This window comes from Tardiphaga sp. 862_B3_N4_1 (assembly GCF_051811085.1).
Taxonomy (GTDB): Bacteria; Pseudomonadota; Alphaproteobacteria; order Rhizobiales; family Xanthobacteraceae; genus Tardiphaga; species Tardiphaga robiniae.
The window spans coordinates 2,711,988-2,733,549 of the sequence record NZ_JBPWQB010000001.1 but is presented as its reverse complement, the minus strand read 5'-3'; the positions used below and the strand labels follow the sequence as shown (position 1 = coordinate 2,733,549).

Below are 21,562 nucleotides of genomic sequence, written 5' to 3'. Positions count from 1 at the left end.
CGCACTGGCGAAGTATCGAAAAAGATTAAGGATTATCTGTTGTTTCGTTGATTGAATATTCAATCCGCCTCGTACGGAGATAACCGCTGCCTGACACGCCTATCGTTTCAACCGGCAATGCTCTCCGAATGTGGGACCGGCAATCGACGGCCGCGGAGAGGATATGCGCTGATATATTGCGTCTAGAAGGCTTTTTGAATGTCGATCCACAGTCGCCGTTGGGAGGGCCAGATGGCGGAAAGGATATCCTTTGCGACAAGGATGAGATTATGTTCGTCGCCGCCTGCTACTTTTCGAACAATGATCTGAGTTTCGCAGTTACGAAGAAGAAATTTGGGGCGGATTTGACTGCCGCGTTGCGTCGCAAACGGGACGGCTTCATTTTCATGACAAATCAGCAACTCACGCCCGGGGAGCGTGCAGTGCTTGAAGAGCTAGCGCGGAAAAAGGGCCAAAGGTGCCTGATCCATCACCGCGAGTATCTTCGTGTAGTGCTGGATTCGCCTCAGGGTTATGGCTTGAGACTACGCCACCTAGGAATTGCCCTGACATCGGAGGAACAATCGGCTTTCTTCGCCGCCGCCGATGCATCGACTGCTGCCGCCCTGAAAGTCCACACTCAGGCAATCGACCGGCTAACAGGCCAAGTCGCTAGCATCGCAAAAGCGCAGATGGGTTTTCTTGTAGAGACGATGGCTGTCGTCGCAGACGCAGTACGTACGGATAAGCCGACGAACGACATCGCTCAAATGATCAAAGAGTCAGGATCTGCTGCTTCCAAAAGCTTTGATCGTATTCCATCTGAAGCATTGTCCAGCCGACTATCAACGAGTTTTGTCCGATATGTGCATCGGCTGCTTCTTCCGACCGATCCAGCCTATGCGGGTCAATTCCGCCAAACCCAAGTTTGGCTTATCGACCCGACGGGCCAATCGAATGTCGACTTGGAGTGTCCCAGTTGGGACAAAGTCCCGGGCCTGCTTCAAACACTGATTGAAGGATGGAATCGGGAATATCCAACTTTAGCTACTGAGTTGGATCGTCGGGCTGTTCCGGCATTGGCACGATTCTTCCATAACTTTCTGGCGGTTCACCCTTTCATAGACGGGAATGGTCGCCTAGCTCGAGCACTCTTGTCGCTCCAAGCACGCGACCTATTTGGATTGAACGAAGATTTGCTTCTGGATCGTGGAGCCGCGTACTATCAGGCGTTGAAGATGGCTGATACAGACGATTACTCAGCGCTGGAATCTTTGATTCAAATGGCTATCGAAGGAGCGGCCTAAGCTCACAGCATGAAATTGTGAAGCCTATTCGCACAAATCAAGAATGGCCCACGCTATCGCTTCGTTATGGGCATCCTACTGCTTGCGCACCTTGACCTCGACCGACGGCATGACCGCGGACTTCTACGCCTTCGACATGAAGTTTTTTGGGCGAGACGGCGACCCGCATCATCAACGAGCTCAAGGGCGTCAACCGGGTGTGTACGATATCACCAGCAAGCCGCCGGCCACGATCGAGTGGGAGTGAAGCGGAGTACCGTCGAGTAGCATCGGATAGTAGAGGACACGCGCACGAATCCTAGGCCATCGATAAGCGGTCGATCAATTCCAGGCGACCCGCAGATTTGACGCTCTGTCGGGCGTCTCTCCGCTCTGCGAACGGCGCCCAACGCCGTCAGGCCCACCCCAACCTTCGCGACTTTGTGGCCTTCAGATATTCGGTCGCGCGCTGCTCGAAGACGTTAGCGCGCGACCAGTTCTCGGCGTCGATCACACGGTCGTCAATCGATCACTGCTGCTTCTTGAAAAAATCCTCGAAGATCAGCTGGCCCCAGGTGCGGCCGCGTGCGTGCACCAGCGCGCCACCTTCGTTGAGCTTTCCCAGCTTGACGGGTGCGAAGCCGAGTTGCTTGGCCAGGGCCGCCACGGGAGTGATCGCGTCCTCGTCGTCACCAGACAGAAAGACGACCCGATGCCCGCCCTCGACGACCGGATCGGTCGCCAGGGTGGCTGCGCCCAGGTGATTGAAACCTTTCACGAACCTGGCGCCGGTGAATGCTTTCGCGACGACGGCGGAGCCCGGGAGACCGTCCGGCTCGTCGGGGCCCGGAAACAGGTTCATCGCGTCGATGACCGTCTTGCCGTCCCAGCTCGGCAGGATCTTCGCAACCTCGCGATGCTCGCCGAAAGGGACCGCCAGGATGATGGTGTCGGCCTCGAGCGCATCCCGCAGCGACCTGGCGACGACCGTGGGTCCGATCGACCGGGCCTGTTGCGCCAATGCCTCGGGCGGCCGGCGGCTCGCGACGGTCACGTCGATGTTTTTGCGGGCGAAGGCGTGGGCGAGGGCCTGGCCTATCTTGCCGAATCCGATAATTGCGTAGCTCATAATCTTCTCCGATTTGTTTTGATATTGATTCACGGCCTTCGAGGGCGCCGGGTTATTCGGTCCGCGGTGGCGCCCGCGTAGAGGTCCTGCGGTGAACGATGGTGCGATTTCAGATCGCCGAGAAGCCGCCGTCGACAGACAACTCCAGCCCATTCACGAAGCTTGAATCGTCTGACGCAAGAAACAGTGCGACCGCCGCAATTTCCTCAGGGCGCCCCATCGTTCCCCGCGGGATCAGGGATTCGAACATCTGCTTCGCCTCCGGGGTGAGAACCAGGTCCTGCATCGGTGTGGCGATCGGTCCCGGGTGCAGCACGTTCACCCGGATATTCCTGCTCTTGAGTTCGTTGAGCCATCCGCGTGCGAATGCGTGCAGCGTCGCCTTGCTCGCCGCATACACGCTGTAACCGGGGAAACCTTTGAGCGAAGCAACTGACCCGGTCATGAAGATCGATCCGCCATCGTTGAACAGCGGCAACGCCTTCTGAACAGTAAAGAGCGTGCCGCGCGCGTTCAGGCCGAAGGTCGCATCGAAATGCTGCTCGGTAATTTCGCCCAGTGGGACGGCTTCGCCCGTGCCGGCACTCGCGTACAGGATATCGATCTTGCCCTTTTCCCGCTTGACCGTATCGAACAGGCGGTCGAGGTCGTCGAGATTGGCCGCGTCGCCGCGCACGCCGGTCACATTCCGGCCAATCAGCTTGATGGCCTCGTCGAGCGCCTCCTGCCTCCGGCCCGTGATGAACACATAGGCGCCTTCTTCGACGAACAGCTTGGCGCTCGCCAGCGCCATGCCGCTCGATCCACCCGTGATGACTGCAACCTTGCCTTCAAGCTTTCCCATAACTTCTCCTGTCGTGGTGTCGGGACTGTCCCCGAGAACCTCGAGATGGGTCTGCCGGCGTCAGGCGTTGAGTGCGGAAGCGCGCACATCGGTGGTGCGAAATCGATCCGGCTGGACGAACGACCCCAGCCGCGACCATCGGTGTCCGCCGTTCGGAATTGGGTCGCGCTTGCTGGCACAGGCTATGAGAACTGCCCGTGCCGCTGTTCGATGTGTTAGATACGGGCTTTGGAAGGCGCACCGTGCGGTGCGGGATTGCACCATGATCGACTGGGATGACGTTCGCTATTTTCTTGCCGTCGCGCGCGGAGGCTCGGTGCGGGCTGCCGCCGAGCGCCTCGGGGTGAACCACGCGACCGTGTTGCGACGCATCGCCCAGCTCGAGGCACGCCTCGGGGTGCAAATGTTCGAAAAGCTGCCTTCGGGCTACCGCCTGACGGCTGCGGGCGAGGAGGTTCTCGAGTTCGCGGGCCAGATGGAAGCGTCGTCGCATTTGCTGGAGACGCGCATCTTCGGTCGCGACCAGAGCGCGCGCGGGCTTTTGCGGGTGACGCTTCCACCGTTCCTCGCGACACACCTGCTCATGCCGGATCTCGCCGATTTCGCGCGTCTGCATCCGGACATCGAGATGGAAATCATGTCGACCGGCGAGGTGGCAAATCTGACCAACCGAGAGGCCGACGTGGCGATCCGCATTGTCGCCAACCGCAAGACTCTGCCGCTCAATCTTCACGGCCTGAAGGGACCGGAGCTGTTCAGCGGTATCTACATGTCTCGCGATCGACTAGCCGCGTGGCGTGCGGGCACGCCTGATCCCATCCGGTGGATCGTCATAGACAATCATGGACTCCCGGCCTGGGCGCGCGAGGGAGAGGTTCACACCACGGGAGTTCCGTTCAGGACCCCGGACGCCGAGACGCAGATCGTTGCTGTAAGGCAAGGGATCGGGATGACAAAACTGCCGTGCTTCGTCGGAGATGCTGACGCTCTATTGGTGAGGGTGCCGGGCACCGACCTGCCCATGCATGGGACGCTCTGGCTTCTTACACAGGGGGAGACACGCAAGACGAAGCGCGTGCGGCTCTTCACCGAGTTCGTATCCGGAAGGCTCGCCGCCTACGCGCCGCTGCTCGCGGGGCTGTCCGTATCGCGCGACTGACGCGCGGCGGGTCGCCGACCACCAATTTGCTGACGGTGGCGGGTCAGGCCGACCTTTCGGACGTGTCTTCGGAGAGTTTTTTTGCGACAGGTCGGGTGAGAACCAGCATTTTAGCCCGGCAAGCATGCCTGCCGTCATGTTTTGACCGTTGAACGCTGAATTTAAAGGGCTATTTTTACTGCAATGCAGTATCTTGTCAGTCGGTCGCGATTGACGTACTCGAAGCCGAATTCGCCTTTAGACCGGTTTTAACAATAACGGTTGGTGGCGCTGCGTTTCCAGCGTCAACCACCTCATGACGTTGGGATGACGATGAGCCTCTATTCAGATTACCTCGCTGAAATCGAAAGCAGAAAAGCTCAAGGCCTCGCTCCCAAACCGATCGACGATGGCGCGCTCACCGGCGAAATCATCGCCCTGATCAAGGACACCGGCAGCGAATACCGCGCCGACGCCCTGAAATTCTTCATCTACAACACCCTGCCGGGCACCACGAGCGCCGCAGGCGTCAAGGCCGCGTTCCTGAAGGAGATTATCCTCGGTGAGGCGATCGTCCCGGAAATCACGCCGACCTTCGCGCTGGAACTGCTGTCGCACATGAAGGGCGGCCCCTCGATCGGCGTGCTGCTCGACGTCACGCTCGGCAGTGATACCGGGCTTGCGAAGCAGGCTGGTGAAGTTCTGAAGACCCAGTTCTTCCTCTACGACGCCGACATGTTCCGGCTGCGCGATGCCTTCAAGGCGGGCAATGCCGTCGCCAAGGGCGTGCTCGAGAGCTATGCCAAGGCCGAGTTCTTCACCAAGCTCCCGGACGTCGCGGACGAGATCAAGGTCGTGACCTACGTCGCCGCCGAAGGCGATATCTCGACCGACCTGCTGTCGCCGGGCAACCAGGCGCATTCGCGTTCGGACCGTGAGCTGCACGGCCAGTGCATGATGACGCCGCAGGCGCAGCAGGAAATCGTGGCGCTGCAGAAGCAGCATCCCGATAAGCGCGTGATGATGATCGCCGAAAAGGGCACGATGGGCGTGGGCTCGTCGCGCATGTCGGGCGTGAACAACGTGGCGCTGTGGACCGGCAAGCCGGCCAGCCCCTATGTGCCCTTCGTCAACTTCGCCCCGGTCGTCGCCGGCACCAACGGCATCTCGCCGATTTTTGCGACCACCGTCGACGTCACCGGCGGCATCGGCGTCAATCTCAAGAACTGGGTCAAGAAACTCGACGCGGACGGCAAGCCGATCCTGAACAACGACGGCAACCCGGTCCTCGAACAGAAATTTGCGGTCGATACCGGCACCGTCCTGACGCTCGATGCCAAGGGCAAGAAGCTGTGCGACGAAAACGGCAAGGAACTGGTCGACGTCGCTGCCGCCTTCACGCCGCAGAAGATGGAGTTCATGAAGGCCGGCAGCTCCTATGCCATCGTGTTTGGCAAGAAGCTGCAGACCTTTGCCGCCGAAACGCTCGGCGTCGAGCCGACCCCGGTTTTCGCTCCGAACAAGGAGATCTCGGTCGAAGGCCAGGGCCTGACTGCGGTCGAGAAGATCTTCAACCGCAACGCCGTGGGCGTGCTCGGCGGCAAGGTGCTGCATGCGGGCTCGGACGTGCGCGTCAAGGTCAACATCGTCGGCTCGCAGGACACCACCGGCCTGATGACCGCGCAGGAGCTGGAAGCGATGGCGGCCACCGTCATCTCGCCGATCGTCGACGGCGCCTATCAGTCGGGCTGCCACACGGCATCGGTGTGGGACAAGAAGGCGCAGGTCAACATTCCGAAGCTGATGAGCTTCATGAACAATTTCGGCGTGATCACCGCGCGCGATCCCAAGGGCAGCTATCATGCGATGACCGATGTCATCCACAAGGTGCTGAACGACATCACCGTGGATGACTGGGCGATCATCATCGGCGGCGACAGCCACACCCGCATGTCCAAGGGCGTCGCCTTCGGTGCCGATTCCGGCACCGTGGCGCTGGCGCTGGCGACGGGCGAGGCGACCATGCCGATCCCGCAATCGGTCAAGGTCACCTTCAAGGGCGCGATGCAGCCGCATATGGACTTCCGCGACGTGGTGCATGCGACCCAGGCGCAGATGCTCAAGCAATGCGGCGACAATGTTTTCCAGGGCCGGATCATCGAGGTCCATCTCGGCACGCTGCTCGCCGACCAGGCCTTCACCTTCACCGACTGGACGGCCGAGATGAAGGCCAAGGCGTCGATCTGCATTTCGCAGGACGACACGCTGATCGAGTCGCTGGAGATCGCCAAGTCGCGCATCCAGATCATGATCGACAAGGGCATGGACAATGCCGCGGGCACGCTGAAGGGCCTGATCGCCAAGGCCGATGCGCGCATCGCCGAGATTCGTTCGGGCGAGAAGCCCGCGCTGACGCCGGACGCCAATGCGAAATACTTCGCCGAAGTCGTCGTCGATCTTGATATCATCGACGAGCCGATGATCGCCGATCCCGACGTGAACAACGCCGATGTGTCCAGGCGCTACACCCACGACACGATCCGTCCGATTTCTTATTACGGCGGCACCAAGAAGGTCGACCTCGGCTTCGTGGGCTCGTGCATGGTGCACAAGGGCGACATGAAGATCGTCGCCCAGATGCTCAAGAACATCGAGAAGGCCGAAGGCAAGGTCGCGTTCAACGCGCCGCTGGTCGTCGCGGCTCCGACCTACAACATCATCGACGAGCTGAAGGCCGAAGGGGATTGGGAAATCCTGCAGAAGTATTCCGGCTTCGAATTCGACGATGTGAAGCCGAAGACCGCGAACCGGACCACCTACGAGAACATCCTCTATCTCGAGCGTCCGGGCTGCAACCTGTGCATGGGCAACCAGGAAAAGGCGGAGAAGGGCGATACCGTTCTGGCGACCTCAACCCGTCTGTTCCAGGGCCGCGTCGTGGAAGACACCACCGAGAAGAAGGGTGAATCGCTGCTGGCCTCGACCCCGGTCGTGGTGCTGTCGGCGATCCTCGGTCGCACGCCGAGCGCCGAAGAATACAAGGCCGCGGTCGAAGGCATCGACCTGACGAAGTTCGCACCGCCCAAGATCGGTGCGATGGGGGCGTCCGTCCACTACTAGGGTGGAGAGCGAGAGCTGTTCAAAAATTGGCGCGGCAGGTGAAGGCCTGCCGCGCCCCGGGGCTGGTACGCGAGCGGGCATCCTGTACGAGGCCTATACCATTTGTATCGACTATATCCGCAAGGTGGGCCTTTAGGACGCCAACTGGCTGGCCTTTGCCATGCTGCTGCCGGTGAAGACCGTCGGCGTGATGGGCGACGGCCGCACCTATGAATACGTCGTCGGCCTGCGCGCAGTGACCTCGACCGATGGCATGACTGCGGACTTCTGCGCTTTCGACATGAAGTTTCTCGGCGAGACCGCAACGCGGATCATCAACGAGGTGAAGGGCGTCAATCGCGTGGTGTATGACATCACCAGCAAGCCGCCAGTAACGCTTGAATGGAAGTGAAAGGAGCGCGTGATCCAGCATCAGTTTGCGCTGCCTCCGCCTCTGATGTTCTGGACCATCGTTAGATTGGTTGATCAGAGAGCTTGCAGATGTGGCGCCACAACTCTTCGACAGATCAAATCGACGTGCGATGGTTTCAGGAAAGATGCGAGTTCTGCAACTCGAAGCTGGTCGCGATTTCCATACCCGATCGTTGGCCACTTGATCGAGCGCTTTTGAAAGAAGAGCATGAATTGCGCGTCAATTCGGTCTCAGGGATAGATGACAACTACGTAGAGAATCTTGAAATATGTTCGGACTTCCACGTCGAGGATGTGCAGTTTCGACTATGTGCTGCGTGCGGCTGGTGGTGCATTGTTCAAGGCATCCACTACGAGACCTGTCGCCCATTCATTACGTTTAATTGGGCCGCGGGGTGCCTGCGTAACGAACAGGCATCGCTTTCAGCCATCCCTGTGAAAGAAATGCGGCAGGCCTTGTGCGCCTGCTATGAGCGACGATGGTCGATAGAACCTCGTCAAATGGAAGACATAGTTGCAAGCGTTTTCAAGTCATCGGGGTGTCAGACAAGAATTTCCAAGCAGTCTCACGACGGCGGAATCGACGTCTTCGGAATCGATCAAGCTGGCTCTCCGTTTGGAGTCCAAGTGAAAAGGCACCAGAATAAAATTCGTATCGAGGAGATACGATCGTTCTTGGGTGCTCTGCTGCTGCACGGCATCGCACAAGGCGTCTTTGTAACAACGTCAACCTTCACTAGCGGAGCGTCAAGACTTCAACAGCAAGCACGTTTCGCAGGAATTCGATTGGAATGTATTGATGCGCAGCATCTCTTTGAGATGATTAAGGCAGCACAAGTGTCGGACTTTAATTTAGCTGTGGCGCCCGAGCTGGCAGAGGAATACGCGCGTCAGATTTCCTCATTGCATTTTGGATACTGTTCTCACCTCGGTAGCCACTAGCTCTGCCCGTTAGTTTGCGCCAGCCGAGCGCGGCGCGCGATACCGGTGGATCGACGTCGACCACCATGGATGGTCGACCGATGACCCTCACTCGCATGTTCGACGAAACCTATGCCGACGTCATCGCGGTGCTGCACGAGAGCAAACTGATTTACGAGCGGTATGCCGGCGCGCCGAAGCTGTACAAACCACATGTCGCCATGTCAGTGACAATTCGTTCACCGGCACGCTGGCCAGCATTCTGGTTGCCGAGGGCAAGATCGATCTGCGGGCACCGATCCCGCTTTCGATCCATTGCTGCCCTCCACAGGTCAGACCATGAAAGGCTCGAGTAAGCCCAGAGCGGACTTTTGTTAGCCGGTCGGTGGCTTGCCGGTGAAGACCGCCAGTTGATCGGCGAAGGCGCGCTTGTAGGCGGGCCGCGCTTCGCCGCGGGCGATATAGGCGCAGAGGTTCGGATAGTCCTCCAGTAGTCCTGATCCGTTCAATCTGCGCAGCACCGTCACCATCAGCAGGTCGCCGGCGCTGAACCTGCCGTCGAGCCAGTCGGCGTCACCAAGGCGGATGGACAGGTCTGCCAGTCGGGCGCGAACGCGATCGTCGAGGATTGGCAGGCGCGTCGCGTACCAGGTCTTGTCGCGCTCCGTGAGCGTGGCGGCTCCGCGTTCCACGATCGGCGGCTCTACGGTGCTGAGCGCGGCGAACATCCAGGCGATCGCGCGCGCCCGGGCATTCGCATCGTCTGGCAGCAGGCCCGGATGGCATTCCGCGATATGGAAGACGATCGCCCCCGACTCGAACAGCATGAGATCGCCGTCTTCGTAGGTCGGGATCTGTCCGAAGGGATGAAGCCTGCGATGCGCGGGTTCTTTCATCTCAGCGAACGACAGTAGACGGACGTCGTAAGGCTGGCCCACCTCTTCGAGCGCCCAGCGAACGCTCATGTCACGCGCCAATCCCCTTCCGCGATCGGGAGATCGTTCAAAGGCGCTAATCGTGGGCATCGTTTCTCTCCACCTGGGTGTTTCGCATCCCCAGGACGAACGAGCGGCGCCTCTCCCGACAACCGATTTTGATTTTTGGCCGCGGAATTTCGCGGGCCGAACCTGTCATCGGACCCCGCCGGACTACGGATATTCTTCGAAACCGAGAGCATTGACCATTGAGCGAGCTGCTAACTTAGAGATGAAATTACGGAGCGTCACACGCTCGATTCAGAATGATCAAAGATGAGGTGGCTGTTCGAGTGAAGGACGGTCGCCTGCAGCAGTCGCCAGACGACATGCGACTGATCAATGCACCCCCGCTCAAACGCGGGATGTGCGTCATTCTCCGCGATGTTACGACTGGCTCACCATCCTCCCGGAGAGCCTTCATGTCTGACGCGCCTGCACCGAGCCAAGTACCCACCGCCGCCGAGACCGATCCCGAGACGCTCGGCTGGATGAAGGGCTTTCCGCCTGCGCAGGACAAGACCATCCAATTTCACGACGGCTCGTTCCGCAACTTTCCCGAGCTGCGTTGGGCTTGGAGCAATGTCCGCCAGCTGGTGCCGACGGTGAATGTCTGGCGCGGCGCAGGCGGCGCTTCGGTGCTGCCGCGCGCGGAGCGCGATATCGGCGGAATCGCGTCGACCACCATGGATAGCCGGCCGATGACGTTTGCCCGCATGTTTGACGAGACCTATGCCGACGGCATTGCCGTGCTGCACAAGGGCAAACTCATTTACGAGCGCTATGCCGGCGCGCTGAAGCCGCACAAGCCGCATATCGCGATGTCGGTGACCAAGTCGTTTACCGGCACGCTGGCCGGCATTCTGGTCGCGGAAGGCAAGATCGATCCGCAGGCACCGGTCACCGACTATGTGCCGGAGTTGAAGGCCACGGCCTTTGGCGATGCTGATGTGCATGAGGTCATGGATATGACCACGGGGCTTCTCTACACCGAGGTTTATACGGACAAGAATTCCGATGTGTGGGGGCTGCGGCGCGCCAATGGCATGGCGCCGATCCCTCCGGATTACGAAGGCGCGAGCGACATCTTCGCCTTTCTCTGCACGCAGCAGAAGCAGGGCGAGCATGGCAAGGCGTTCGCCTACAAGACCGTCAACACCGACGTGCTGGCCTGGATCATCCGCCGCGCCAGCGGCATGACGCTGTCCGATCTTCTGTCGGAGCGCATCTGGGCGCCGATGGGGGCGGAGGAGGACGCGCATTATCACGTCGACCGCATCGGCACCGAAAGCGGCGGCGGCGGACTGTCGACGACGCTGCGCGATCTCGCGCGCTTCGGCGAGGTGATGCGCAATCACGGGCGCTTCAATGGCCGCCAGATCGTGCCTAGCGCAGTGGTCGAGGACATCGAGCGCGGCGCCGATCCCGAGAAGTTCAAGCCGGCCGGCTACACCACGCTGCCTGGCGCGTCCTATCGCAACCAGTGGTGGGTGACCCACAATCAACACGGCGCGTATATGGCGCGCGGCGTCTACGGGCAGGGGCTCTATATCGATCCGAAGGCCGAGATGGTGATCGCGCGCTATGCCTCGCATCCGGTCGCCGGTAATGCCGCCAACGATCCGGTGACGCTGCCGGCCTATATGGCGCTGGCGAAGGAACTGATGGCGGGCTGACCATCAGGGTTCGTGGAACCCGAGGGAACCCGGTCGGGAACCTTGGGGCAGGTTGGGCGTATGCTTGGCGGCCGACATCTTCCGTCGGCGCCAGGCGGACCCCTCCAGAATGATAAAACCCTTGTCCATCGCTCCGTGGCTGCGCTGCTCGTGTGCGGCGCTGTTGATGTCATGCACCGTCGTCGCAACGGCGCCTCTGTATGCACAGGAGCGGACGTCTGGCGCGCGGGCTGCCCGCAGCAATCCGGCTGTCGCCACTGACGGTGCGACGCTGATTCATGGCAATTACTGCGGTGCCGGCAACCGGCCGGGCAAACCACCCATCGATGCCCTCGATCTCGCCTGCATGAATCATGATGCCTGCACACCGGCGAGCGGCATTCCTAACTGCGACTGCAATGCCAGGCTTCGCGACGAAGCGGCCGCCGTGGCAGGGGACCCCCGACAAGCGCCGGAGCTCCAGAGTCTGGCGGCATTGACCTCAGCGGCCGCGGCCGTGATGCTCTGCAAGCCGATGATCGATGCCGCGGTGCCGCCGGTGGTTGCTCCTGTCCCTGTGGCTCGGGACGCTCCTGCAGCAGGCGCGCCAGTGGCAATCACGCCGGCTCCCGTTGCTGGAGCACCTGTGTCGATTGTCCCTGATAGTGTTGCGCCCGTGGCTGCCGCTCCCGTAACGGACGTATCTGAAACCCCGCTGCCTGTCGCGCCAGTCACTGACGCTCCCGCGCCTGCTGTACCCGTGCCCAGGTCGACCGCGTTGCCCTGAGCAGGCAGAGTCTTGATCGCCTCTTGCGCGCTGCGATCTTTCCGGGGCAATCATGACCGCGAGTCCAGATGCGCCGATAGCGCAGCTCATGGCAGAGGGGATCGCGCATGAAATTACTTGTCGCACGAGTCATGACGCTCGCATCCCTGCTGGGGCCTTTGGCGCTTGGCTCCGCAGCGCTGGCGGCGGATCCCATCCGTGTCGGCGCGGTGCTGCCGTTTTCCGGCGGTGTCGAACTTTATGGTGAGCAAGCAAAACTCGGGCTCGATCTCGCTGCCAGGGAGATCAACGCGGCGGGCGGCATTCTCGGCAGGCCGCTCGAGGTCATCTATGTCGATGACAAGACCCGGCCGGCCTCCGCCGAAAGCGCGATGCGGTCGGTGATCGACAGCGGCGTCGTGGCGGTTATCGGCCCTGTCACCTCGGCCAACTTCAATGCGATCAGGCCGCTTGCCGAGAGCACGAAGACGCCGCTGCTTTACGCCACCAATTTCGAAGGCGGCACATGCAGCCGCTACATCTTCTCGTTCAGCACGGTGCCGAACCAGGATCTCGGCCAGTTGCTGCCCTATGTGAACGAGGCTGTCGGCAACACCTACTTCCTGCTCGGCGCCGATCGCGTCTGGCCGCACCAGATGTTCGATATAGCCAAGCCGCTGATCGAGAAGCTCGGCGGCACCATCGTCGGCACGCAATATACGCAGGGGACCGAGACGGACTTCACGCCGCTGATCAAGCAGGTGGCGGCGGCCAAACCGAAGGTGCTGCTGTTCGCGCTGAAGGGGGACGGCATCGATTTCATCCGGCAGGCCGATGATCAGGGCTTGTTCAAGGAGACCACGGTTGCATTCCTGGGATTGTCCGAGATCGATCTCGGCATCTTCAAGGGCAAGGGCCAGAACATGATCACCGTCGTGCCGTCGCTGGCGACCAGCGACGCGCCGGAGATGAAGGCGTTCGTCGCCAGGGTGCGGGCCTCAGCCGGCAATGACGTGCTGGTGTCGAACTATGTCATGACCCACTACAACACGCTGATCGCGCTGAAGGCTGCGATCGAGAAAGTGGGCCGTGTCGACAAGGAGGCCATCGTCGGTGCGCTGGCCGGGCTCACCATCCTGTCGCCGACTGGAACGGTCACCATCGATGCGAACCACTATGCGACCATGAGCATGTTCATCGCCAAGACGCAGGGCAGTGAATTGGTCACCGTCCGTGCGCTCGGCAGAATTCCGCCGCAGCCGGGTTGCACATTGGCTGGTCGCTGATCGCAACTGGTGAGCAGACGGCTGGTGTAAGTCGCGCGAGATTGTTTAAGTCGGTACCGACATAATTCTGGATGAGCGAAAAGGACACCGGATGGCACGTGTGCGCTGTATCACCGAGATGGGCATGGGCGTCGACGTCCACGGTCGCGATGCCACCAAGGCTGCGAAGCGCGCGGTCTCCGATGCAATCCGCCATTCCAGCGTTGGCTTCTTCCGGATGGTCGGCAAGACGCCGCATGACATGTTCGTCGATGTGACCGTCGCGGTGCCGAATCCGGACGACGTCGACACGGCGGCGGTCGCGAAGGAATTGCCTTACGGCACTGTGACCGTGACCGCAGTCAAAGGCGGTCTCGATATTCCGGCCGAGAGTGGCGGCGACGGCATCCTCATCGCCAATGCGGCGGTGCTGGTGAGCCTCGACGACGGCAAGTAGATCGGCCGCCTCGGACGACGCCCGCGCTTTCCGCGATCCCGAAAACTCCCTTCCATCCAATTTGCGCTTGACCAATCCATAGCTCGCCGGTTATTGATCTAATCGATAGCTGACGGGTTATGGATTGCGATGCCAAACACCTTCGATGTGCTCTTCAAGACGCTCGCCGATCCGACCCGGCGCGCGATCTTCGAACGGCTCTGCCGTGACGGGGAGCAGACCGTCGCGGCACTGACCGCGCAAGCCGGCGTCTCGCAGCCGGCGGTCTCCAAGCATCTCGGCGTGCTGAAGCACGCGGGACTGGTGCTCGATCGCCAGAGCGGCCGTCAGACACATTATCGATCGCAACCGGCGGCCCTGGCGCCGATACTCGAGTGGACCAGCCAGATGGCCGGGTTCTGGGAGAGCCGGTTCGGCGATCTCGAACAACTGCTGAAGAGGATGGACAATTGACCAATACTGCAGCCGAAACACGTTCTGTCGTCGTCGAGCGGGAATTTGGCCACGCGCCGGAAAAGCTCTGGCGCGCGCTGACCCAGCCGCATCTGATCGCTGAGTGGCTGATGAAAAACGATTTCAAGCCCGTCATCGGGCATCGTTTTGATCTGAGCGCAAACTGGGGCGTGGTCGCTTGCCGGGTCACGGAAGTCGAGCCGAACCAAAAGCTCGCTTACACGTGGGAGGCCCTGGGTCTCGAGAGTGTCGTGACCTGGACCCTTACACCTTCGAGCAACGGGACGCTGCTGCGGATGGAGCAGATCGGCTTCCGACCGGATCAGGAGCAAGCCTATCAGGGCGCCAAGTTCGGATGGCCGCGCTTCCTGGCGTCGATGGAGCAGCTTCTGGCGCGACTGGACTGAATTCGGCCGACACAGAATCTCACGCCACTTCCGTATTTGCACTGAGGGTTACTCAACATGAGCCTATGGATCAGATACGCACACCGCTGGCTCTCGCTGGCCTTCACCGTGACGGTCATCGCCAATTTCGCTGTCCGCGGATTTGGCGAGCCGCCAGCCTGCGTGACCTTCTCGCCGCTGCCACCGCTGTTTCTGTTGATGTTCAGCGGTCTCTATATGTTCGTGCTGCCCTATGCCACAAAGTGGCGTAGAGCAACGCAGGGCAGTCGACGGATGAACGCGTGAATTGGAATGCGCATGGATATTTTTGATCGTCTCAAATCCGCTGCGGCCGATGACTGGTCCAGCTATGTCGATCATAGTTTCGTCCGCCAACTCGGCGCCGGCACGCTGCCTGAGCCCGCGTTTCGCACCTATCTGGTGCAAGACTATCTGTTCCTGATCCAGTTCGCGCGCGCCTATGCGCTGGCGACGTACAAGAGCCGCTCGCTTGACGACATGAAGGCGGCCCAAGGCGGACTTGCGGCCATTCTCGGCGAGATGGAGCTTCACGTAAAACTGTGCGGGAGGTGGGGATTGTCGCCGGCCGATATCGAGGCTGCGCCCGAGCTGCAGGCGACGGTGGCCTATACGCGCTTCGTGCTGGATTGCGGCGCCGCCGGCGATCTGCTCGACCTGCATGTGGCGCTGGCGCCCTGCGTGATCGGTTACGCCGAGATAGGCAAGAAGCTCGCGCCGGACGGTGCCGATGCACTTGGCGATCATCCGTATCGCGAATGGATCGGCGAATATGCCGGCGAGGCCTATCAGGATATCGCGGTGAAAGCGCGCCGCCATCTCGACGATCTCGCCGCGCGTGCGATGACCGAGCGGCGCTTTACGGAGCTCGCCAAATTGTTTGGCCAGGCGTCGCGGCTGGAAGCTGATTTCTGGCAGATGGGGCTGGACGCGCGCTAACGCAGCGCGCAGCGGTCAGGACAGAGCATGGCACCCGTCAAAGTCGATCCCGCGAATGTGCGCGAGTTTAAGAACGCTGACGCCTTCTATAAATGGCTCGGCAAGAACCACGACAAGGCCGGTGAGGTCTGGATCAAGGTTCACAAGCTGAAATCCGGCCTCGCATCGATCACGCCCAAGGAGGCGATTGATGTCGTGCTGTGCTGGGGCTGGATCGACGGCATCCGCAAGGGACTGGACGAGACGAGCTTTCTGCAGCGCTATTCGCCGCGCGGCAAAAAGAGCGTCTGGAGCAAGATCAATGTCGACAACATTGCGCGCCTCGTCGAGGAGGAGCGCATGACCGAGCACGGCCTTGTCCATGTTGAGGCGGCGAAGGCCGATGGCCGCTGGGATCGCGCCTATGGCAGCGGCAAGGACATGGCGATCCCCGCCGATCTGCAGGCCGCGATCGACGCCGAGCCGAAAGCCCGTGCGATGCTGGCTAAGCTCAGCGCCCAGAACCGCTTCTCGCTGGCATTTCGGGTCCACAACATGAAGACCGAAGCCGGCCGCAAGAAGCGGATTGCGGCCTTCGTCGAGATGCTGAAGAAGGGCGAGACGATCTATCCGCAGGGGAAGAAGTGAGCCGCGACGGGACGCGGCTCACGCTACCGATCACTTCCGCTTCGGCCGCCTGATCGCGCGTACCTTGCCGCTGGCTCCGCCGCCGGCGAAGAACTGATCGGCACCATCTGACTCGAGGCCGGAGACGCCACTGCCTGCCGGCAGTGCGAGCTTCTCCAGCGCTTCGCCGGTTTGCGGATCGACGCGCCTGATGTCGCTCTCGTCGTTTTCCCAGGTGCCGTGCCAGAGTTCGCCGTCCACCCAGGTGACGCCGGTGACGAAGCGGTTGCTCTCGATGGTGCGCAGGATCTTTCCAGTGTCGGGATCGATCTGGTGAATCTTGCGCTCGCGATATTGTCCTACCCACAGCGTGCCTTCGGCCCAGGCCATGCCGGAGTCGGCACCGCCGCCGGGCGCAGGGATGGTATTCAGCACGCGGCCGGTCGCCGGATCGATCTTCTGGATACGGTCCTCGGCGATCTGGAACAGATGCTTGCCGTCGAATGCCGTGCCGGCATGAGCGGCGACGTCGATGGCGCGCACCGTCTTGCCGCTTGCGGGATCGAGTGCGTGGAGTTTGTCGCCGGATGCGAACCAGACCTGCGTGCCGTCATAGGTGACGCCGTGCACGCCGTCGACACCCTCGAAGGGGCCATATTCGCGGATGATTTCGGCTGCTGAGTTGGTCATGTAACTCTCCTTGATGATGTGACGATGACCCTAGTGATCCGGCAGCGGCGGCGGGAGTAACAACATCGTCGCGAGTCCTGGCAGGGATGGCGACGTCCAGCGGCGTGCTCGACCGCGACCGAGCGGCTGCACCTTATTCTCCACCGCCAGTTCGTCGAGTGCCCGCTGAACGCTGCGCTGGCTGGTGCCGAGCGCCAGCGCCAATGCAGAGCTCGACCAGGCTTCTCCATCGGCGAGAAGCGCGAGCACTGCGGCGTGTTCTTCCTCGACCGGCCGCGCCAGCACGACGACGTCGCGGGCGCGGCGCAGTACCAGCGCAAAACCGGGCTTGGTCGCGTGCACCTCGGCCAGCGGCGCAAGCAGTTTGCGCAGCCGTCCCATCTCGACGCGGAGCCGCGCGCGATGCGAATCATCGGCATGTCTGGCGCGGAATGCGCGTACCAGCAGCGTCTCGCGCGAAACATCCGCAGGCCATGCTTCGCCAAGTGCGCGGGCGAGGGCGAACAGGACGGGCCGGGTGGCCAGTGACAGCTCTGTCTTCTGGCAGCGGATGACATGCCGGCACGCATCGATGACAATGGCTTTCGAATTCTGCAACGCCTCGACATCGTCGAGCAGCAACACGCGTTCGCCGCCACGTGCGATCAGACGCGCAGCGGGAGCGTCGAGGAGCCGGGACGCAGTGTCCACTTCGGCCGTTAGCGCCGGAATGCGGGCGAGCCTGGCGGCACGCTGCGCGTCGGCAATGGCGGCGCGTGACTTTTTCGCCTGCAGGCGGCGCATCGCGATGCCGGCGACGACCAGCGCGTGGGCCGTACGCAAGGCGGGCGGCAGAGGCGCGGGATCGAGCGCGCCGAGCTTTCGCTCGGCTTCGTCGAGACGCCCGATCAGGAGAAGGCGCCTGACGTCGAGATAGCCGCCATAGGCCGCATTCACGTGGTCGCCATGGGCATCGAGCGTCAGCCGCGCGGCGTCGAGCGCCTTGGTGGGCCAGTTCAGATCGCGTGAGACAAGGGCGATCTCGGCCTCGGCGACGATGCACCGCGCACGCGCCACGGGTTCCTTCGCACCGAAGGCGCGCGCGGCCCGTTTCACGAGATCCTTCGCGCGTGCAAAATCGCCGAGCTGCGCCATTGCGATGCCGCGTAGCGCAAGCGCCGGCGCGTCATCACGCAAGGCAACACGCTTCAAGGCACCCAGCGGATCACCCGCCGCGAGCGCATGACCTGCGGCGGTGATCAGGGAGTCCATTCAAATCCCGCCACACTTGTCACTCCCACCCGTCCATTGCCGGATCCTAATCTACCTCACGACGATCAACCGGCAAGTCGTGCCGGCAACGCATGACGATGGACGAAAGTGGAGAGAAGACCATGACGGCACCGATGAAAACACCACCGATTGTGTCACCGCAGGCATGGGAGGCCGCGCGAACGGACATGCTCGTGAAGGAGAAGGCTGTCATGCGGGCGCGCGACGCGCTCGCTGCCGAGCGCCGGCGGATGCCGTGGATGGAAGTGAATAAGGCCTATGCTTTCGAGGGGCCTGGCGGAACGGTCAGCCTGCGCGATCTGTTCGCCGGCCGCCGTCAATTGATCGTCTACCGCGCCTTCTTCGAGCCCGGGGTGTTCGGCTGGCCCGATCACGCCTGCCGCGGCTGTTCCCTGGGTGCCGATCAGGTCGCCCATCTCGCGCATCTGAATGCCCGTGATACCACGCTCGTCTATGCCTCGCGGGCACCGCAGGCGGACATCGCACGCCTGAAGGCGCGGATGGATTGGGAGATGCCGTGGGTCACCATCACGGACAGTTTCGACGCCGACTTCGGTGTCGACGAGTGGCACGGCCATAACGTTTTCTTCCGCGACGGCGACCGCGTGTTCCGCACCTATTTCATCAACAGTCGCGGCGACGAGGCGATGGGGACCACCTGGAGCTATCTCGACGCGACGCCGCTCGGCCGCCAGGAGGTCTGGGAGGATTCGCCCGAAGGCTATCCGCAGACTCCGACCTACAAATGGTGGAACTGGCACGACAACTATGTCGCTGGCGCTGCACCCGACAAGAAATGGGTCGAGGTCTCGGCCGCCGGAGAGGCCACGTTTCGGAAGACCGATGAGTAGCGCCATCGACGATATCATGGATCGTGCGAAGGCCTATCGCTGGAAAATGGGTGGTCTTGCGCCGGCCGCCGACTGGCTATGCCTTGCGGCCGCACCGGCCTTCGCATTGATGGCGCTTTTGACGGGTGTGTTCGATGGCAGTTCGCCGGACCTGCTCTGTTCGGCGTCGCGCGCATCGCCGTGGAGTGGAATGGCGGTGATGTATGCCCTGATGAGTTTGTTCCATACCGTGCCTTGGCTCAGGCTGATATCCGGCCGATACCGCCAATCGCAGTGGCGGACGTGACGGTTGTGGCGCGCTTCAGGCGCGCGACAACTTCTCGAACCGCTTGATCAGCCGCTCGCGCTTGAGGCGCGACAGGCGCTGGATCCAGAACATGCCGTTGAGCTGGTCGATCTCGTGCTGGTGGCAAACCGCACGCAGGCCGTCGGACTCTTCTGTTTGCGTATTGCCGTCGAGATCCTGATAGCTGATCCGTACGCGGGCGTGGCGCTGGATGTCGTCATTCACACCGGGCATCGAGACACTGCCTTCCTGATGCATGATCAGTTCGGACGAGGCCCATGCGATCTCGGGATTCACATAGGTCTTGGCGCCATCGCCGAGATCGAGCACGACGACGCGCAGGGATACACCGATATGTGGCGCGGTGATGCCGATGCCGGGAGCGGCATGCATGGTGTCGCGGAGATCGTCGGTGAGCGCGCGCAGCGCATCGTCGAATACGGTGACATCAGCGGCCGGCCGCGTGAGGCGCAGGTCGGGATAGCGGACGATCGGGCGGATACTCATTCCGGCAGTCCAGCCGCTTTCAGCGCGGCGGCATAGGTTTGCGCCATGGACTCGACGGGGACGGGGATGCGCGCAAAGAAAGCGGAGACCGTGAGCTCCGGTTCGATGGTGAGCAGTTCCTCGACCACCTGTGCGGCGCGTTCGTGCGCGCCGGTTTTCACGAGCGCCACGGCGAGTGCGCGGAGTGCGACGGCGAAACGCCGATTCTGCAGCAGCGCCTTGTCCGCCCAAGCGATCGCCTCCGGATAGTTCTCGTCGATGATCGCAGCGATGGCCAGCGCACCGGAGACGAACCAGCCGTGTGGATCGAGCGGGTTGAGCCGGCGCGCTCGGTCGAGCAGAGCGCGGCCTGTCTGCTGCTGCCCGCGCATGGTCTCGATCCATCCGGCCAGTGCAAGTGCAGTGGCGGAGTTTGGATTGATCGCGAGCGAGCGGCTGAACAATTCGACGGCCGCGTCCTTCGCCGTCTGTGGCTCGGCGAGATTCCAGATCGCAAACGCGGCCATCCAGAGGATCTGCGGATCGTTCGGCATCCGCTCAATGGCGCGATGCGCCAGTGCCAGGCCTTCGCTGCGATGGGCGTCGTCCGGGCTGATCCAGCCCTGGAAATGTCGCTGCGCATGGCAATAGGCGGCCGCTGCCATCGCGGGCGCGTAAGTCGGGTCGAGCGCCAGCGCCTGATGCAGGCAATCCAGCGCCGCACTCATGCTCGCCGGCGTGAAGTCGTGTTCGAATCCATAGGCGCGTAGCAGCAGGTCATAGGCATCAGGCGCGTTTGGCCGGCTGTGCTTGCGCCGTTCGATTTCGGCGATGCGCAGCGTCGGCTCGATGGTGGCGACGGCTTGTTCGGTGATGCGGTCCTGCAGGTCGAATACATCGCTGCGGTCGCCGTCGAATTTGTCGGCCCAGAGATGCGCACCGGAACGGGCGTCGATCAATTGCGCAATGATGCGAAGCCGCTCGCCGGCGCGGCGGACGCTGCCTTCGAGCACGTAGTTGACGCCGAGGGTGCGGCCGATCTCGCGAATGTCGACCTGCTTGGACTTGTAGGTGAAGGACGAGTTGCGCGCGATCACGAACAGTCCGCTGCAGCGGGACAGCGCGGTGATGATTTCCTCGGCGATACCGTCGCCGAAATAATCCTGCTCGGGATCCGCGCTCATATTGGTGAAGGGCAGCACCGCGATCGACAAACCTGCGGGATCGGCGGTAGCGGGCAGGAGTGCAGTTGCGGGCGTTGTCACCACGGACGGAGAGGGGCTGTCGGTCTGTTCGATGACCTCGCCGACGAAGCGAAACCCCTTCCGCGGTAAAGTGCGGATCAGCCGCTGCTGCTCGCCATTGTCGCCGATGGCCGTGCGGGCCGCGTTGACCCGGCTGCTGAGCGTCGCCTCGGACACGATGCGGCCGTGCCAGACTTCGGCCAGCAGATCGTCACGGCTGACGACCTTGTCCCGCGCGCGGATCAGGAATTCCAGCACATCGAACACCTGCGGCTCCACCGCCACCGTGTCCGTGCCCCGCCGTAGCTCCCGCCGGTCAGTGTCGAGGACGAATTCGTCGAACCGGAACAGCAAGATAGGGGTCC

General features: G+C 61.8%; 23 protein-coding genes and 1 pseudogene. 17 read left to right on the top strand and 7 right to left on the bottom strand.

Annotated features, from left to right (window positions below):
• Positions 1–176: 176 nt before the first annotated feature.
• Positions 177–1,286 (top strand): Fic family protein, encoded by a 1,110-nt coding sequence (locus AB8B02_RS12945; protein ID WP_439064114.1) that lies wholly within the window; start codon positions 177–179, stop codon positions 1,284–1,286.
• Between the two features lie 82 nt (positions 1,287–1,368).
• Positions 1,369–1,533: a hypothetical protein gene (locus AB8B02_RS12940; RefSeq protein WP_439064113.1), complete on the top strand. Its 165-nt coding sequence runs from the start codon at positions 1,369–1,371 to the stop codon at positions 1,531–1,533.
• Between the two features lie 261 nt (positions 1,534–1,794).
• On the opposite strand, the gene AB8B02_RS12935 is transcribed toward AB8B02_RS12940, so the two are convergent.
• Together AB8B02_RS12935 and AB8B02_RS12930 are read right to left on the bottom strand one after the other, a co-directional pair.
• A complete protein-coding gene (locus tag AB8B02_RS12935) occupies positions 1,795–2,394 on the bottom strand; it encodes an NADPH-dependent F420 reductase (protein ID WP_439064112.1) in 600 nt (199 codons plus the stop codon).
• 109 nt (positions 2,395–2,503) lie between these two features.
• Entirely contained in the window at positions 2,504–3,238 is a 735-nt protein-coding gene (locus AB8B02_RS12930; protein WP_439064111.1) for an SDR family NAD(P)-dependent oxidoreductase, read from the bottom strand.
• A gap of 262 nt (positions 3,239–3,500) precedes the next feature.
• Here AB8B02_RS12930 and AB8B02_RS12925 point away from each other — a divergent pair, with 262 nt between their 5' ends.
• The 5 genes and pseudogenes from AB8B02_RS12925 (at position 3,501) to AB8B02_RS12905 (ending at position 9,184) form a co-directional block, all read left to right on the top strand.
• Positions 3,501–4,397, top strand: coding sequence for a LysR family transcriptional regulator (locus AB8B02_RS12925; protein ID WP_439064110.1), 897 nt, complete (start codon positions 3,501–3,503; stop codon positions 4,395–4,397).
• Positions 4,398–4,709: 312 nt separating this feature from the next.
• Complete coding sequence (locus AB8B02_RS12920; protein WP_439064109.1) at positions 4,710–7,496, top strand: bifunctional aconitate hydratase 2/2-methylisocitrate dehydratase; 2,787 nt, start codon at positions 4,710–4,712, stop codon at positions 7,494–7,496.
• A 106-nt stretch (positions 7,497–7,602) separates the two neighbouring features.
• Positions 7,603–7,887, top strand: a pseudogene (locus AB8B02_RS12915) (glutamine-hydrolyzing GMP synthase); the annotation flags it as partial.
• 89 nt (positions 7,888–7,976) lie between these two features.
• Positions 7,977–8,849: a restriction endonuclease gene (locus tag AB8B02_RS12910; RefSeq protein WP_439064108.1), complete on the top strand. Its 873-nt coding sequence runs from the start codon at positions 7,977–7,979 to the stop codon at positions 8,847–8,849.
• 80 nt (positions 8,850–8,929) lie between these two features.
• Positions 8,930–9,184: a hypothetical protein gene (locus AB8B02_RS12905; RefSeq protein WP_439064107.1), complete on the top strand. Its 255-nt coding sequence runs from the start codon at positions 8,930–8,932 to the stop codon at positions 9,182–9,184.
• A gap of 18 nt (positions 9,185–9,202) precedes the next feature.
• Here the strand turns inward: AB8B02_RS12905 and AB8B02_RS12900 are convergent, their stop codons facing one another.
• Positions 9,203–9,853, bottom strand: a complete 651-nt coding sequence (locus AB8B02_RS12900; RefSeq protein WP_439064106.1) for a glutathione S-transferase family protein — start codon at positions 9,851–9,853, stop codon at positions 9,203–9,205.
• Positions 9,854–10,224: 371 nt separating this feature from the next.
• Between AB8B02_RS12900 and AB8B02_RS12895 the strand changes: the two genes are divergently transcribed.
• From AB8B02_RS12895 to AB8B02_RS12860, 8 genes are all read left to right on the top strand, one after another.
• On the top strand, positions 10,225–11,478 hold the full coding sequence (locus AB8B02_RS12895; RefSeq protein WP_439064105.1) for a serine hydrolase domain-containing protein: 1,254 nt from the start codon (positions 10,225–10,227) through the stop codon (positions 11,476–11,478).
• Between the two features lie 873 nt (positions 11,479–12,351).
• A complete protein-coding gene (locus tag AB8B02_RS12890; RefSeq protein WP_439064104.1) occupies positions 12,352–13,509 on the top strand; it encodes a substrate-binding protein in 1,158 nt (385 codons plus the stop codon).
• A gap of 91 nt (positions 13,510–13,600) precedes the next feature.
• The gene (locus AB8B02_RS12885; RefSeq protein WP_116664620.1) at positions 13,601–13,945 is read left to right on the top strand and encodes a Lin0512 family protein; all 345 of its coding nucleotides are present in this window, start codon (positions 13,601–13,603) and stop codon (positions 13,943–13,945) included.
• A gap of 129 nt (positions 13,946–14,074) precedes the next feature.
• Entirely contained in the window at positions 14,075–14,398 is a 324-nt protein-coding gene (locus AB8B02_RS12880) for an ArsR/SmtB family transcription factor (RefSeq protein ID WP_439064103.1), read from the top strand.
• Positions 14,395–14,805 carry an SRPBCC family protein gene (locus tag AB8B02_RS12875; RefSeq protein WP_320444461.1) on the top strand — a complete coding sequence of 137 codons (411 nt, stop codon included), beginning with the start codon at positions 14,395–14,397 and terminating at the stop codon, positions 14,803–14,805. The genes AB8B02_RS12880 and AB8B02_RS12875 overlap by 4 nt, the downstream gene beginning before the upstream one ends.
• Positions 14,806–14,862: 57 nt before the next feature.
• Positions 14,863–15,090 (top strand): hypothetical protein, encoded by a 228-nt coding sequence (locus tag AB8B02_RS12870; protein ID WP_439064102.1) that lies wholly within the window; start codon positions 14,863–14,865, stop codon positions 15,088–15,090.
• Positions 15,091–15,102: 12 nt separating this feature from the next.
• Positions 15,103–15,762, top strand: a complete 660-nt coding sequence (locus tag AB8B02_RS12865) for a TenA family protein (RefSeq protein WP_439064101.1) — start codon at positions 15,103–15,105, stop codon at positions 15,760–15,762.
• 27 nt (positions 15,763–15,789) lie between these two features.
• A complete protein-coding gene (locus tag AB8B02_RS12860) occupies positions 15,790–16,389 on the top strand; it encodes a YdeI/OmpD-associated family protein (protein WP_439058668.1) in 600 nt (199 codons plus the stop codon).
• A gap of 30 nt (positions 16,390–16,419) precedes the next feature.
• Here AB8B02_RS12860 and AB8B02_RS12855 read toward each other — a convergent pair whose 3' ends face one another.
• Positions 16,420–17,058 carry a Vgb family protein gene (locus AB8B02_RS12855; RefSeq protein WP_439058667.1) on the bottom strand — a complete coding sequence of 213 codons (639 nt, stop codon included), beginning with the start codon at positions 17,056–17,058 and terminating at the stop codon, positions 16,420–16,422.
• Positions 17,059–17,088: 30 nt separating this feature from the next.
• The gene (locus tag AB8B02_RS12850) at positions 17,089–18,309 is read right to left on the bottom strand and encodes a helix-turn-helix domain-containing protein (RefSeq protein ID WP_439064100.1); all 1,221 of its coding nucleotides are present in this window, start codon (positions 18,307–18,309) and stop codon (positions 17,089–17,091) included.
• Between the two features lie 122 nt (positions 18,310–18,431).
• Here AB8B02_RS12850 and AB8B02_RS12845 point away from each other — a divergent pair, with 122 nt between their 5' ends.
• Both AB8B02_RS12845 and AB8B02_RS12840 read left to right on the top strand, forming a co-directional pair.
• Positions 18,432–19,181, top strand: coding sequence for a DUF899 domain-containing protein (locus AB8B02_RS12845; protein WP_439064099.1), 750 nt, complete (start codon positions 18,432–18,434; stop codon positions 19,179–19,181).
• A complete protein-coding gene (locus tag AB8B02_RS12840) occupies positions 19,174–19,467 on the top strand; it encodes a hypothetical protein (protein ID WP_439064098.1) in 294 nt (97 codons plus the stop codon). Before AB8B02_RS12845 ends, AB8B02_RS12840 begins: the two co-directional genes overlap by 8 nt.
• A gap of 15 nt (positions 19,468–19,482) precedes the next feature.
• Here the strand turns inward: AB8B02_RS12840 and AB8B02_RS12835 are convergent, their stop codons facing one another.
• Together AB8B02_RS12835 and AB8B02_RS12830 are read right to left on the bottom strand one after the other, a co-directional pair.
• A complete protein-coding gene (locus AB8B02_RS12835) occupies positions 19,483–19,974 on the bottom strand; it encodes a peptide deformylase (protein ID WP_439064097.1) in 492 nt (163 codons plus the stop codon).
• Complete coding sequence (locus AB8B02_RS12830) at positions 19,971–21,551, bottom strand: winged helix-turn-helix domain-containing protein (protein WP_439064096.1); 1,581 nt, start codon at positions 21,549–21,551, stop codon at positions 19,971–19,973. Before AB8B02_RS12830 ends, AB8B02_RS12835 begins: the two co-directional genes overlap by 4 nt.
• Between the last annotated feature and the right edge of the window lie 11 nt (positions 21,552–21,562).